This window comes from Geodermatophilus sp. SYSU D00766, from assembly GCF_054049915.1.
This window is the reverse complement of the sequence record NZ_JBJGYI010000028.1, coordinates 24,726-37,320: the sequence shown is the minus strand read 5'-3', so window position 1 is coordinate 37,320 and position 12,595 is coordinate 24,726. Positions and strand designations below refer to the sequence as shown.

Here is a 12,595-nt window from a genome sequence, read left to right as displayed (position 1 = left end):
TCTGCTCGACCAGGGCGGTCTCGCCCCAGGTGGCTCCCGATGCCGCCGCCGAGGGCCCTCGGCCCCCGGTTCTCGGACCGTCGCGCCGGGCCCCTCGCCGGACCCGGGTCGCGCGCCAGCGAGGGGATTCCCGTGGCCTGGACCAAGTGGTCGTACATGGACCACTGGGTGACGGAGACGCCGCAGGGGCCGCAGCCCCCGTCGTTCAACCGCGCCTACATGGACCGGTACGTCAAGCAGCTGTCGGCGCTCGGCTTCACGGGCTTCGACACGTTCTTCTTCTACCTGCCGCTCTACGCCGGGATGTACGGCGGCGTCCCCGGCTTCGAGCGCTTCCTGCAGGACAACGGCTTCGACAAGATCACCGGGATCTTCTCCGCCTACCCGTCGGCCACGAGGTACACGGCGCCGCACGTGCGGGAGACGCACGACCGGATCGTCGCCGACTGCGAGAACACGCTGCGCATGTGCGAGGGGCTGAGCGGCGTCGAGAACTTCATCGTCATGCCGACGTCGACGTACTTCCAGACCGAGCCGGTCACCGACGACACCATCAAGGTGGTCGCCGACCTGTGGAACCGGGTCGGCGCGCTGACCCTCGAGCACGGCATGACGACGACCTGCCACTTCGAGTTCTGGGGTGCGATCCGCACCCGCGAGCAGCTCGACACGTTCCTCCGGTACACCGACCCGGAGCTCGTCTCCTTCTTCTGCGACACCGCGCAGCACACGATCGCCGGCGTCGACCCGGTACAGCTGTTCCGCGACCACTCCGACCGCTGCACCGGCTTCCACTTCAAGGACACCAAGAACGTCGACGAGCACGAGGCCTACCGGACGCCGCCGGACCCGGAGCTGATGGCGCCGCAGGTGACCCGCTGGTTCTACGAGATGGGCGAGGGCGGTCTGGTCGACTTCCCGACCTTGATGAAGGAGATCGTCGCCTCCGGCTACGACGGCTGGCTGACCGTCGAGCACGACAAGGCCGAGCTCGGCGGTGGCAGCTACGCCGAGGCCACCGCGGTCGCCAAGTGGTACATCGACAACGTCCTCGCCGAGGCCGAGGCCGAGGCGCGCAGCGCGCTGGAGACGGCCCGATGAGGGACACCCTGCGCTGGGCCTACGCGCTGAACCAGTGGAACGTCCGGCTCGACGTCTTCGTGCGGCACGAGGACCAGCAGCGGGCGCTGAAGACCGTCTCCGCCTGCGGCTTCGACACGATCGAGCTGGCCTCGGGCACCGGCCGCTGGGACAACATCAGCCGGCCCGAGGTCATCCTGCTCAACCACGGCAGCCACACCGGCTTCCTCGACTTCCTGCGCCGGGCGCAGGTGCAGCGCGTGTCCAGCCTGTTCTGGGACCCGCAGGCGCCCGCGGAGGAGGAAGAGGGCTACGCCTTCCGGTCGACGGCGAACCCCGCCGACGCCGACGCGATCGTCGAGTGGTCGAAGCCGTTCGTCGACTTCGTCGCCGGCGTGGGTGCCGACCAGCTCGTCGTCCGCCCCGTCGGGTCGGCCTGGATGACGCCGCCGCTCGACGCCGACGCGATCAAGCGCATCGGCGACGTGTGGAACCGGGTCGGCGAGCTGACGTCGGCCGCCGGCACCGGCCTGGCGCTGCACTACGACTGCCTGGGCGCCGTGCACACCGAGGCAGAGCTGACCGGCCTGCTCGAAGCGACCGACCCGGCGACCGTGGGGTTCGCGCTCGACACCGCTGAGCTCACCGTCGGCGGCATCGACCCGGTGGCCTTCTACCGGTCGCACGCCGACCGGGTCACGCACGTGCACCTCAAGGACACCCGCTACGCCGACACCGGCGAGGAGTACCGGATGCCCGGCGCCGAGTCGACGATGCTCAAGGGCGGGGCCGGACGGCGGATCGAGCGCTGGTTCTTCGAGCTCGGTACCGAGGGCGGCCTGGTCGACGTGCCCGGCTTCGTGTCGGTGCTGCGAGAGCACGATTACCCGGGCTGGGTCGTCGTCGAGAGCGACCACGGCGGCAACCCGGCGGAGCTGGCCATGCTCAACAGCTGGTATCTGCAGCGCGTGCTGGGGGTGCCGAAGCGATGACCGAGGTGACCGAGCGCGCGATCAAGTGGTCCTACATGGACCACTGGCGGAGCAACGGCCCGTCCGGGCCGGTCGACCAGTGGCACTCGCACAGGACGATGTCGGCCTTCCTCAAGCAGATCAAGGCCGTCGGGTTCGACGCGATCGACACGTTCGACTTCCGCATCTGGCAGATGTACGGCGACTACGGCGGCCCGGCGGGGTACCAGCGGATGGTCCAGGACCACGGCCTGGAGCGGATCGTGAACACGTTCCACGCCGCCGACTACGACCTGCGCACGTACGCGCCGCACCTGCCGGAGACGCACGAGAACATCCTCGAGGACTTCCGGGTCACGATGGGGCGCTGGTCGGAGATCGAGCTCGACAACATCATCGTGATGCCGGCGACCCTGTACTACGACATGGAGCCGGTCACCGAGGACAAGCTCAAGTACACCGCGGAGTGCTGGAACAAGGTCGGCGAGATCACCGCCGGCTCCGGGGTGCGGCTCACCTGCCACCACGAATTCTTCTGCGGCATCCAGAGCGAGCCGGACATCGACACCTTCTACTCCTACACCGACCCGCAGTACGTCTCGCTGTTCGTCGACACCGCGCAGCACTGCATCGCCGGGGTCGACCCGGTGGCCCTGTACGACCGGCACGCGCACCGGGTCAGCGGCTTCCACTTCAAGGACACCCGCAACGTGGCCACCGGCGACGACCACCGGCACCGGCCCGACTCCGAGATCATGGCGCCGACCACCGGCAAGTGGTTCTACGAGATGGGCACCGACCAGGGCCTCGTGGACTTCGCGGCGATGATGACCGCCGTCCGTGACAACGGGTACCGCGGCTGGATCTCCGTCGAGCACGACAAGGCCAACAAGGAGGGCGGCGACTACTCCGAGAGCACCGCGATCTCCCGCTGGTACGCGAAGAACGTCCTCGAGGAGATCTACCGATGAGCGGGATCCGTTGGGCGTACGCCATCAACCAGTGGAAGCCGCAGTTCGACGACTTCGTCCGCCGCGAGCAGCACGAGCGCGCGCTGAAGACGATCTCCATCGCCGGCTTCGAGGGCGTCGAGCTGACCTACGGCACGGGGCGGTGGGAGCCACTGGGCAACCCCCAGCAGCTGGCCGCCAACTTCGGCTCGGTCGCGGGCTTCCGCGAGTTCCTCCGCAGCTGCGCGCTCGACGCGGTCAGCAGCTGGTACTGGGACCCGGCCGAGCGCTCGATGGAGCACCTCACCGGCCCGCTGTCGCCGCTCGCCGACGCCGACGTCCCGGCGATCGTGGCCCGCGCGCGGGAGCTCGCCGCCGCGTTGGCCGAGCTCGGCGGGTCCGTGCTGCTCGTGCGCCCGGTGGGGGGCGCCGGGGACGTCGAGCCGCTGGACGACGAGGCGATCGGCCGGCTCGCGGCCTGCTGGGAGGCGGTCGGCCGGGCGACGGCCGAGCACGGTGTCCGGACGGCGCTGCACGTCGACTTCCTGTCCGCGCTGCGCCGCGACCACGTGCCCCGGCTGCTCGACCGCACGGACCCGGCACTGGTCGGGCTGGCCGTCGACACCGGCGAGCTGACCGCCGGAGGCATCGACCCGGTGTCGGTGATCGAGCGGTACGGCGACCGCGTGTGGCACGTGCAGCTCAAGGACGCCCTGGCCGTGGACGACGCCGAGGAGTACCTGCAGCCGCACGCGCACTGGACGGTGCGGGTCCGCGGGGGAGCGCGGGAGGTGCCGCGCTGGTTCGCCGAGCCGGGCGCCGACGGCGGCCTCGTCGACGTCCCGGCGGTCCTCCGCGCCCTGCTGGACGCGCGGTACGAGGGCTGGGTCGTCGTCGAGAGCGACCAGAGCCCGCACCCCGCCGCCAGCGCCCTGCTGGCCGGCTACCTCGTGCAGCGCGAGCTGCGCCCGATCCTCCTCGACCAGCGGAAGGCAGCCGTCTGATGGCCACCGGCGACACCGTCCTCACCGACGACAGCCTGCTCCGGCGCCCCGAGGGGCTCGGCATCGCGCTGACCGTGCCCTGGTACCGCAGCCTCTGGCTGTCCAGCGTCAGCGACATCGCCGTCGCGGTGGAGGGGCGCGACATCCCGACGGCGGACCTGCGGGTCGAGCTGGGGGAGCGGACCTTCCGGGTCGACGAGCTGGCCGACCAGTGGGACGTCCTGTGGTTCATCCAGGACCGGCTGGTCGTGGTCGTCCCGCTCCACGAGCCGCCGGCCGAGGGGCAGCAGGTCGACGTCGAGGTGACCGTCGACCTGCGGCTGCCCTACATGCAGATCGCACCCGCGACGTACGTGACCAACCACGCGAGCAACCGCCGGTCGCTCGCCGTCCGCTGAGGAGCACGCGATGACCAGCACCGCTCCGGCCCGGGAGGCGCAGCCTGCAGTCGAGGGCAGCGGCATCACGCTCGGTCTCACCCTGTACTCGCTGACCAGCGAGTGGGCGGCCGGCCGCTACGACCTCGCCGGCCTGCTCGACGTGGTCGACGCCGCGGGCATCGGCCCCGGCATCGAGATCGTCGCCTCGCAGACCATCCGCACCTACCCCGAGGTGACCGACGAGTTCGTGCGCACCTGGCGCGAGGCGTTCGACCGGCACGGCTTCGCGCCGAGCTCGTTCGGGTGCAACCTCGACACGGGCCGCCGCCGCGACCGGGACATGACCCCGGACGAGGAGTACGAGTTCACCGTCACCCAGTTCCGCAGCGCGCACGCGCTCGGTTTCCCGCTGGTGCGCATCCAGAGCGCCAAGCCCTCGCTGATCCGCCGGCTGCTGCCGGTGGCCGAGGAGCTCGACCTGACGATGGCGTGGGAGCTGCACGCCCCGCTCGGGCCGAACTCGCCGCGGGTGCTGGAGATCCGCGAGACCTACGCCGAGCTCGACTCGCCGCGGCTGGGCTTCGTGGCCGACTTCAGCTCGACCATGCACGCGATGTCGCCGACCATCCTGCGCAAGCTCGGGAGGATGGGCCTCGGCCCCGAGGAGCTCGGCCGCCTGCAGGAGATATGGGCGACCGACGCCGACATCGACGCCCGGCACGGCGAGTTCGTCGAGTACCTGCACTCGCGCGGCATCGCGCCGGAGTCGCTCGGCTCGTTCGCGCGGCTGGCGTTCAACATGCACGGGCACGTCGACCCGGCCGAGTGGGCCGACATCATGCCGCAGATCAAGCACGTGCACGCCAAGTTCTACGACATCGACGAGCACGGCGACGAGCCGGCGATCGACTACCCGGCGATCGTCCGGGAGTTCGTCCGCGGCGGCTACAGCGGCTTCTTCTCCAGCGAGTGGGAGGGCCACGCCTTCGCCGACCTGGACGAGGCCGACCCCGTGGACCTCGTCCGCAAGCAGCACGACCTCATCCGCCGGTCGATCACGGCCGCCCTCAGCGAGAAGGACTCCTGACGTGTACCAGCTCTCCGCCAACATCGAACTGCTCTTCACCGAGGCCGGCCCGGACGCCGGTGACCGGGTCCGCGCCGCCGCGGCCGCCGGCTTCGACGCCGTCGAGATGTGGTTCTCGACCGACAAGGACCTCGACTCGCTCGCCAAGGCGCTCGCCGACACCGGCGTCCAGCTGACCTCGCTGCTCGCCGGCCCGCGGATGGGCTTCACGTTCCCGGGCACCGACCTCGCCCCGGCCCACGAGGGCCTGGACACCGCGGTCGAGCACGCGAAGCTCCTCGGCTGCCCCCGGATCGTGCTCGCCTCGGGCGTGGGCTTCCCGGGCATGAACCGGCAGCGCAACCACCAGGTGGTCATCGACCTGTACGGCGAGGCCGTGCAGCGGCACCGCGGTTCGGGGATCACCTTCGTCCTCGAGCCGGTCAACTCGCGCGTCGACCACCCGGGCGCGCTCACCGACCGCACCGAGGACGCCGTCCACGTGGCCCGCGCCATCGACGACCCGTCCTTCGGCATCCTCTACGACCTCTACCACTCGATCGCCCAGGGCGAGGACCCGAGGACCGAGCTGGCGAACGCGGCGGGCTTCGTCAAGTACGTGCAGCTCGCCGACGCGCCCGGCCGGCACGAGCCCGGCAGCGGCGACGTCGACTGGCCGGCCCAGCTGGCCACGCTGCGGGCGTCGGGCTACGACGGCCCGATCGGGCTCGAGTACTTCCCGGCCGTCGAGACGGTGAAGTCGGTCGAGTACATCCGGTCGGTCGCGGCGGACGCGTGACGGAACCGGCGGCGAAGCTCGACGTCCTGCTGGCGACCGGCAGGGTCACCGTCGAGCACGACAACGAGTTCCGCAGCTTCCGGCACCACACCTCGATGCTGACGACGCTGCTGGAGTCGACCGGGCGCTTCCGCGTGCGGGTGCTCGAGGAGTTCCGCGGCATGGGCGACGAACTGCTCGACCGGTTCGACGTCGTCCTGGTCGTGTACGAGGGGCGGGACGACTACCACTCGGTCGCCGAGGGCTTCGGGACGACGACGGAGCAGGCGCTGCTGCGGTTCGTCCGCGAGAAGGGTCGTGGGATCGTCTGGTTCCACGGCTCGTCGGTGCAGGAGCCGGACTGGGGCTGGCCGGAGGAGTTCGACCGGATGCGCGGGGCGACGCTCAGCCGGGAGACCGGCCTGCGGCCCCGGCCGCAGGGCGAGGTCGTCGTCCGGACCGCGGAGCCGCGGCACCCGGTCACCGAGGGCCTGGACGCCGAGTGGACGGTCGTCAACGACGACGTCCTGACGGGTGCGCGGATGGACCCGTCGGCGCGGGTGCTGCTGACCGTCTTCGACGACGTCGACAGCTACCGCCGGGCCGGCTGGCCGAACGCGCACACGCCCGTGGTGATCCCGCCGGGTGGGCTCGAGGAACTGAAGGGCATGGGCACCGACCAGCCGCTGGCCTGGGTGAACGAGTGGGGGAGCGGCCGGTCGTTCTGCGTGACCCTCGGGCACGACTGGGACACCTTCCGGAAGGTGCCGTTCATGACGCTGCTGGTCCGCGGCGTCGAGTGGGCGGCCACCGGGTCGGTCACCCTCGGGCCGCCTGAGCGGACCGGCGCCGCGCGCTGGCGGCTGTGGCCGTACTACGCCGGCGACCCGTCCCGCTTCGACCGCGCCGCGCCCGCGGCCGCGGCCGCCGCCCGTCACTGACCGCGTGACCGCACTCCCTCCCGGACGGCCCGTGCGGCCGGGCGGGTGCCCGAGAGGTGGCGGCGGTGTAGACCAGCCCGACGTGGCTGAAGGGCCTGCGGGGTGTTGCCGACCTGCCGGCCGGCCGCGACGTCGCAACTCCTCGCTGAGCAGGCCGAGGTCGTTGCGCAGGCCGAGCAGCCGGGTGAACAGCGCCTCGGCCAGCCAGAAGCTGCAGGCCAGGAACGCCCCCTCGTCACCGGCCAGCCCGTCGACGCCGCCGTCGGCGTCCACGCGGTAGCGCCGCAGCAGGCCGTCGTGGTCGAGCTCCCGCTGCAGGGTGGTGACGGTGCCTGTCCGCGCGGCGGCATGAGGTCGACCACGCGCACGGTCCCCTCGGGGGTCTGCCACTCCGTCTCGAGCACCAGCGAGTCCCCGCGGTAGCGGCGGCGCGTGCAGGTCCCGCCGCGGTGGGGGGCGAGCACCCAGGAGCCGGCCCGCTCGTCGCCGAGCAGCGCGGCGAAGCAGGCGGGGGAGTCGAACCGGGGCAGGCACAGCCAGTCGACGGTGCCGGTGCGGTCGACCAGCGCGGCGGTCTGCAGGTCGCCGACGAGGCCGTGGTCCTCGATCCGCGCGGTCACCGGGTCGCCCGTGCCGGGGGTCCTGCAGCGAGATGACGATCCCACGACCCCACATCGGGGTGCAGCGCGCTCCCGGCACCGGCGAGCGGCTCCCGCCGCCGTGCCCGGTCCCGCGGGCGCGCCGGTCGTCGCCGACCCGGTGGGTACCGCCCCCGGGACCACGGCGGGGCGGCCCGCGGCGGTGCACACTGCCTCCACGGGACGGTCGGGCGGGACGAGGCGGCGGGCAGGACCGATGACGGACACGGGCGTGGTGGGCGTGACCGTGGTCCGCGGCGGGACGACGGTGCTGCACGACGTGACGCTGCTCGCGGCCGACGGCGAGCTCCTCGTGGTGCTGGGCCCGTCCGGCAGCGGCAAGTCGACGCTGCTGCGGGCCGTGGCGGGGCTCGACCAGGTCCGCTCCGGCGACGTGCTGGTCAAGGGGCGCCGGGTGACCCGGCTGCCGTCCTCCGAGCGGCACGTGGCCATGGTGTTCCAGTCCTCCGCCCTGTTCCCGTTCCTCGACGTGGCGCGCAACCTCGGGTGGGGCCTGCGCGTGCAGCACCGGCCGGAGGCCGAGGTGCAGGAGCGGGTCAGCGGCCGGGCCCGGCAGCTGCGGCTCGGCCGCCTGCTGGCCCGCCGGCCGCGCGAGCTGTCCGGCGGCGAGCGCGGCCTGGTCGGCGTCGGCCGGGCGCTCGTGCAGGTCCCGGACGTCTTCCTGCTCGACGAGCCCCTCGGCGACCTCGATGCGGTGCAGCGCGTCGAGGTGCGGCGGCAGATCGTCGACGTCGTCCGCTCCCTCGGCGTCCCCACGCTCTACGTCACCCACGACCCGGCCGAGGGCCTGGTCATCGCCGACCGGGTCGCGCTGATGAGCGAGGGCCGCGTCGTGCAGGTGGGCCGGCCCCGCGAGCTGTACGAGCGGCCGGTGGACCTGTTCGTCGCCGGGTTCGTCGGCGACCCGCCGATCGGGCTGCTGCCCGCCCGGCTGGTCTCCGCCGGCGGGCAGGCCGGCTTCCGGGTGGGTGCCCGGACCCTGCCCCTGTGGCAGCCGGTGCCACCGCCGCTGCTCGACCACGTCGGCCGCGAGGTGCTCCTCGGCCTGCGTGCCGAGGACGTCCACGACGCGGCGACCGGTCAGGACCCGGACGCCGTCGCGCTGGACGGGGTGGTGAGCCACGTCGAGTACACCGGACGGCACCAGGTGGTCGCGGTCGTGGTGGCCGCGCCGCCGGACACCCCGGGCGGGGCAGCGCTCGGCGGCGGCTCCCCCGGCGGCACCCTGCACTCGTTCCTCCCGCCGCGGGCGGTGGTCCGCCCCGGTGACGCGGTCCGGGTCACCGTCGACGCGGCCCGCGCCCACGTCTTCGACCCGGTCACCGGCCGGGCACTCCGGCACCCCCCGGAACGGCGTTGACCACCGCCGCGCGCCCGGTGACCTGAGTACACGGGGCCTCACCGTGCGCAGTCGCTGCAGTGGCGCGACTCCGCGAGTCGCCCCATCCTTGTCGGCACGCCTGACCCCACCGACCCGTCGTTCCACGAGGGAGCGGACATGGCTCACGGCCCCGCCGACAGCGGCGACCTCCACAAGGGACTCAAGCAGCGCCACCTCACGATGATCGCGATCGGCGGTGTCATCGGCGCGGGCCTGTTCGTCGGCTCGGGCGCGATCATCGGCGAGGTCGGTCCCGCGGCGTTCCTGACCTACGCCCTGACCGGCGTCCTGATCGTCATGGTCATGCGGATGCTCGGGGAGATGGCGGTGGCCAACCCCTCGACGGGGTCCTTCGCCGACTACGCCCGGCAGTCGCTCGGCGGCTGGGCCGGCTTCAGCGTGGGCTGGCTGTACTGGTACTTCTGGGTGATCGTCGTCGGCTTCGAGGCCGTGGCGGGTGCGGCGATCCTGCAGCGCTGGCTGCCCGACGTCCCGCTGTGGGTGCTGGCGCTCGTCCTCATGGTGCTCATGACGGCGACCAACCTGTTCTCCGTGGCCTCCTACGGGGAGTTCGAGTACTGGTTCGCCGGCGTCAAGGTCTTCGCGATCGTGGCCTTCATCGCGCTCGGCACGCTGTTCGTCCTGGGGCTCTGGCCGGGGCGCGACCTCGACTTCTCGAACCTCACCGAGCACGGCGGACTGTTCCCCAACGGCGCCGGCACGCTCGTCTCGGGCATCGTCATCGTGGTCTTCTCGATGGTCGGGGCCGAGATCGCCACCATCGCCGCCGCCGAGTCCGCCGAGCCGGAGCGCGGCATCGCCCGGGCCACGAACTCCGTCGTGTTCCGGATCCTGATCTTCTACGTCGGGTCCATCTTCCTGCTGGCCACCATCCTGCCGTGGAACTCCACCGAGCTCGGGGACTCGCCCTACGTCTCGGCGATGGAGGAGATGGGGATCCCGGCGGCGGCCGAGATCATGAACGCGGTCGTGCTCACCGCCGTCCTGTCCTGCCTGAACTCCGGCCTCTACACGGCCTCGCGGATGCTGTTCGTGCTCGCCGCCCGGCACGAGGCACCCGGCCGGCTGCTGTCGATCAACCGGCGCGGTGTCCCCGCGTGGGCGATCCTCGCGTCCAGCGTCGTCGGGTTCCTCTGCGTGATCGCCGCCTACGTCTCGCCGGACACCGTCTTCCTGTTCCTGCTCAACTCCTCCGGCGCGATCATCCTGTTCGTCTACCTGCTGATCACGCTGTCCCAGCTGCGGATGCGGCCGACGATCCCGCCGGAGCGGCTGCGGGTGAAGATGTGGTTCTACCCGGTCCTGACCCTGCTGACGGCGGCCGCGATCGTCGCGATCCTCGTGCAGATGCTCGTCCGGGAGAGCACCCGGTCGCAGCTCCTGCTCAGCCTGCTCGCCTGGGCGGTCGTGCTCGTCGCCTACGCCGTCCGGCGCCGGGCCATCGGCGCGGCCCACCTCAGCGAGCAGGGGGCCGCCGCGGAGACCCGGGCCGACCGGTGGATGCACGAGCACGGCGCCGTCGTCGACGCCGAGGTCGACGCCGCCGTCGGGGAGGGGCGGCTGGACCCCCGCGTCATCCGGCGGATGGACGAGGAGGGCTATCCCAACGAGGCGCCGTGACCCCCGGTCCCGTCCGTCGGGGCACCGTCGACGTCGTCCGCTGCGTCACGCGGGAGTCCGGTGGGGACTCCACCACCGAGGTCGGGGAGGGGCCCACCGAGGCCTTCGTCTTCGGGTGGGGGCGGGACGCGCGGCCTGCTCACCCACTTCCTCGAGAGCCAGCGGACGACCGTCACCGTGCGGTACGACGACCAGCCGGCGGTGACCCGGGGCCTTTCGGACGCCTCCTCCGCGCCGGTGTACGACGTCCAGGAGGGCATCTGGTCGAGCGAGCTGCTGGATCCCCCTGGGCGACCTGGTGGCCGGGGACGAGGTCACGGTCACCATCGACACGACGACCACGAGGCCGAGCACGGACCAGCTCGAGGGGGCCCACCGGGAGCTGGTCCCGGCCGGCGCGACGCTCGCCTCCGGCACCTGCGTGATCACAGTCGTCCCTGCGTGACGGGCCGTCGCGCGACGCCCGCCGGCGCGCACCACGGCCGGGAGCGCGAGGGAGCCCTCGGCGCGGTCAGGCGCCCGAGTGCCTCCGGGACTGCGTCCCGGGGACGTCGTCGTCGTAGAGGGTGTAGGTCGCGCTCATCGTGCCCGCGGGGTCGAGCCGGGCGAGCAGGGCGTCGCCGATGGCGGCGAGCTGGTCGATCTGCTCGTCGCTGAGCGCGTCGACGACGTGGTGCCGCACGGCGGCGACGTGGCCGGGCGCGGCCGCCCGCAGCGTCGCCCAGCCGGCGTCGGCGAGCCGGACGTCGGTCACCCGGCGGTCGTCGGGCCGGGAGGCGCGCGCCACCAGCCCCCGACCCTCCATGCGCGTCAGCACGTGCGAGAGGCGGGGCAGGGTGGCGCTGGTCCGCCGGGCCAGCTCGGTGGTGCGCAGCGTCCGGCCGGGGACCTCGGAGAGCATGGCCAGCACCTGGTACTCGAACTCGGTCAGCCCGGCGTCCCGGCGCAGCTGTGCGTCGAGGACGCCGGGGAGCAGCTCGAGCACCGCGCGCAGACGGATCCAGGCGCGCAGCTGTCGCCGGTCGAGCCACGGTGTGTCCACGGTCACGTCCTCACCGGAATGCTTGTGCCGACAAGTATGCTGTCCCTGCTGGTAGTTGTCGCAACAACCAATCAACCGGCAGGAGCAGCGACGTGGCACACGTGAGCATCATCGGCACCGGCACCATGGGTCAGGCCATCGCCGAGGTCGTCCGCCGGGGCGGCCACACCGTCGAGCTGATCGGGCACGGTGACACCGACCAGCCGGTCACCGGCGACGTCGTCGTCCTCGCCGTCCACCACGCCTCCGTCGCCGAGGTCCTCGACCAGCGCGGTGCACAGCTGGCCGGCAGGGTCGTCGTCGACATCACCAACCCGGTGGACCCGCAGACCCTCGCCTCCCTGGTCGTCCCGGCCGACGGCTCCGCCACCGCCGGGATCGCCGCGGCGCTGCCCGACTCCCGGGTGGTCAAGGCGTTCAACACGAACCTCGCCGCCACCCTGGCCTCCGGGACCGTCGGCGACCAGCCCACCACGGTCCTGATCGCCGGTGACGACGCCGGCGCCACGTCGCTGCTGGCCGGGATCGTCACCGACGGCGGACTGCGCGCCCTCGACGCCGGCCCGCTGCAGCGCGCCCGCGAGCTGGAGGCGCTCGGCTTCCTGCAGATCACCCTGGCCGCCGCGGAGGAGGTCGCCTGGACCAGCGGCTTCGCCGTCGTCGCCTGACGACCGGCCCCGTTCCCCCACGCCTCCCACGCAC

13 protein-coding genes are annotated in these 12,595 nt (G+C 72.4%); 11 read left to right on the top strand and 2 right to left on the bottom strand.

The genetic code is table 11. The features are described 5' to 3' along the window. Positions 1–132 precede the first annotated feature (132 nt). The 8 genes from ACI8AD_RS18075 to ACI8AD_RS18040 are packed head-to-tail and all read left to right on the top strand — an operon-like array spanning position 133 to position 7,170. The gene (locus ACI8AD_RS18075; protein WP_456871909.1) at positions 133–1,101 is read left to right on the top strand and encodes a sugar phosphate isomerase/epimerase family protein; all 969 of its coding nucleotides are present in this window, start codon (positions 133–135) and stop codon (positions 1,099–1,101) included. Continuing rightward, the gene (locus ACI8AD_RS18070) at positions 1,098–2,072 is read left to right on the top strand and encodes a sugar phosphate isomerase/epimerase family protein (protein ID WP_456871908.1); all 975 of its coding nucleotides are present in this window, start codon (positions 1,098–1,100) and stop codon (positions 2,070–2,072) included. The genes ACI8AD_RS18075 and ACI8AD_RS18070 overlap by 4 nt, the downstream gene beginning before the upstream one ends. After that, positions 2,069–3,022, top strand: a complete 954-nt coding sequence (locus ACI8AD_RS18065) for a sugar phosphate isomerase/epimerase family protein (RefSeq protein WP_456871907.1) — start codon at positions 2,069–2,071, stop codon at positions 3,020–3,022. Before ACI8AD_RS18070 ends, ACI8AD_RS18065 begins: the two co-directional genes overlap by 4 nt. After that, positions 3,019–4,005: a sugar phosphate isomerase/epimerase family protein gene (locus tag ACI8AD_RS18060; protein WP_456871906.1), complete on the top strand. Its 987-nt coding sequence runs from the start codon at positions 3,019–3,021 to the stop codon at positions 4,003–4,005. Before ACI8AD_RS18065 ends, ACI8AD_RS18060 begins: the two co-directional genes overlap by 4 nt. After that, on the top strand, positions 4,005–4,403 hold the full coding sequence (locus ACI8AD_RS18055; protein WP_456871905.1) for a C-glycoside deglycosidase beta subunit domain-containing protein: 399 nt from the start codon (positions 4,005–4,007) through the stop codon (positions 4,401–4,403). Before ACI8AD_RS18060 ends, ACI8AD_RS18055 begins: the two co-directional genes overlap by 1 nt. A gap of 10 nt (positions 4,404–4,413) precedes the next feature. Continuing rightward, on the top strand, positions 4,414–5,472 hold the full coding sequence (locus ACI8AD_RS18050) for a sugar phosphate isomerase/epimerase family protein (protein ID WP_456871904.1): 1,059 nt from the start codon (positions 4,414–4,416) through the stop codon (positions 5,470–5,472). 1 nt (position 5,473) lies between these two features. Next, complete coding sequence (locus ACI8AD_RS18045) at positions 5,474–6,250, top strand: TIM barrel protein (RefSeq protein WP_456871903.1); 777 nt, start codon at positions 5,474–5,476, stop codon at positions 6,248–6,250. Further along, the gene (locus ACI8AD_RS18040; RefSeq protein ID WP_456871902.1) at positions 6,247–7,170 is read left to right on the top strand and encodes a ThuA domain-containing protein; all 924 of its coding nucleotides are present in this window, start codon (positions 6,247–6,249) and stop codon (positions 7,168–7,170) included. The genes ACI8AD_RS18045 and ACI8AD_RS18040 overlap by 4 nt, the downstream gene beginning before the upstream one ends. On the opposite strand, the gene ACI8AD_RS18035 is transcribed toward ACI8AD_RS18040, so the two are convergent. Next, a complete protein-coding gene (locus ACI8AD_RS18035; protein ID WP_456871901.1) occupies positions 7,164–7,790 on the bottom strand; it encodes a trehalase-like domain-containing protein in 627 nt (208 codons plus the stop codon). The two genes, ACI8AD_RS18040 and ACI8AD_RS18035, sit on opposite strands and share 7 nt — an antisense overlap. Positions 7,791–8,025: 235 nt before the next feature. Here ACI8AD_RS18035 and ACI8AD_RS18030 point away from each other — a divergent pair, with 235 nt between their 5' ends. Together ACI8AD_RS18030 and ACI8AD_RS18025 are read left to right on the top strand one after the other, a co-directional pair. After that, positions 8,026–9,189 carry an ABC transporter ATP-binding protein gene (locus tag ACI8AD_RS18030; protein WP_456871900.1) on the top strand — a complete coding sequence of 388 codons (1,164 nt, stop codon included), beginning with the start codon at positions 8,026–8,028 and terminating at the stop codon, positions 9,187–9,189. Positions 9,190–9,327: 138 nt separating this feature from the next. Further along, positions 9,328–10,851: an amino acid permease gene (locus ACI8AD_RS18025; RefSeq protein ID WP_456871899.1), complete on the top strand. Its 1,524-nt coding sequence runs from the start codon at positions 9,328–9,330 to the stop codon at positions 10,849–10,851. A gap of 511 nt (positions 10,852–11,362) precedes the next feature. On the opposite strand, the gene ACI8AD_RS18020 is transcribed toward ACI8AD_RS18025, so the two are convergent. Continuing rightward, positions 11,363–11,893, bottom strand: coding sequence for a MarR family winged helix-turn-helix transcriptional regulator (locus tag ACI8AD_RS18020; protein ID WP_456871898.1), 531 nt, complete (start codon positions 11,891–11,893; stop codon positions 11,363–11,365). A 92-nt stretch (positions 11,894–11,985) separates the two neighbouring features. Between ACI8AD_RS18020 and ACI8AD_RS18015 the strand changes: the two genes are divergently transcribed. Then, complete coding sequence (locus tag ACI8AD_RS18015; RefSeq protein ID WP_456871897.1) at positions 11,986–12,561, top strand: NADPH-dependent F420 reductase; 576 nt, start codon at positions 11,986–11,988, stop codon at positions 12,559–12,561. Positions 12,562–12,595 lie beyond the last annotated feature (34 nt).

What these genes read in the sequence shown, in the direction of transcription:
- ACI8AD_RS18025 (WP_456871899.1), top strand. Translation starts at nt 9,328, where the DNA reads ATGGCTCACGGCCCCGCCGACAGCGGCGACCTCCACAAGGGACTCAAG.
- ACI8AD_RS18065 (WP_456871907.1), top strand. Translation starts at nt 2,069, where the DNA reads ATGACCGAGGTGACCGAGCGCGCGATCAAGTGGTCCTACATGGACCAC.
- ACI8AD_RS18030 (WP_456871900.1), top strand. Translation starts at nt 8,026, where the DNA reads ATGACGGACACGGGCGTGGTGGGCGTGACCGTGGTCCGCGGCGGGACG.
- ACI8AD_RS18070 (WP_456871908.1), top strand. Translation starts at nt 1,098, where the DNA reads ATGAGGGACACCCTGCGCTGGGCCTACGCGCTGAACCAGTGGAACGTC.
- ACI8AD_RS18050 (WP_456871904.1), top strand. Translation starts at nt 4,414, where the DNA reads ATGACCAGCACCGCTCCGGCCCGGGAGGCGCAGCCTGCAGTCGAGGGC.
- ACI8AD_RS18055 (WP_456871905.1), top strand. Translation starts at nt 4,005, where the DNA reads ATGGCCACCGGCGACACCGTCCTCACCGACGACAGCCTGCTCCGGCGC.
- ACI8AD_RS18060 (WP_456871906.1), top strand. Translation starts at nt 3,019, where the DNA reads ATGAGCGGGATCCGTTGGGCGTACGCCATCAACCAGTGGAAGCCGCAG.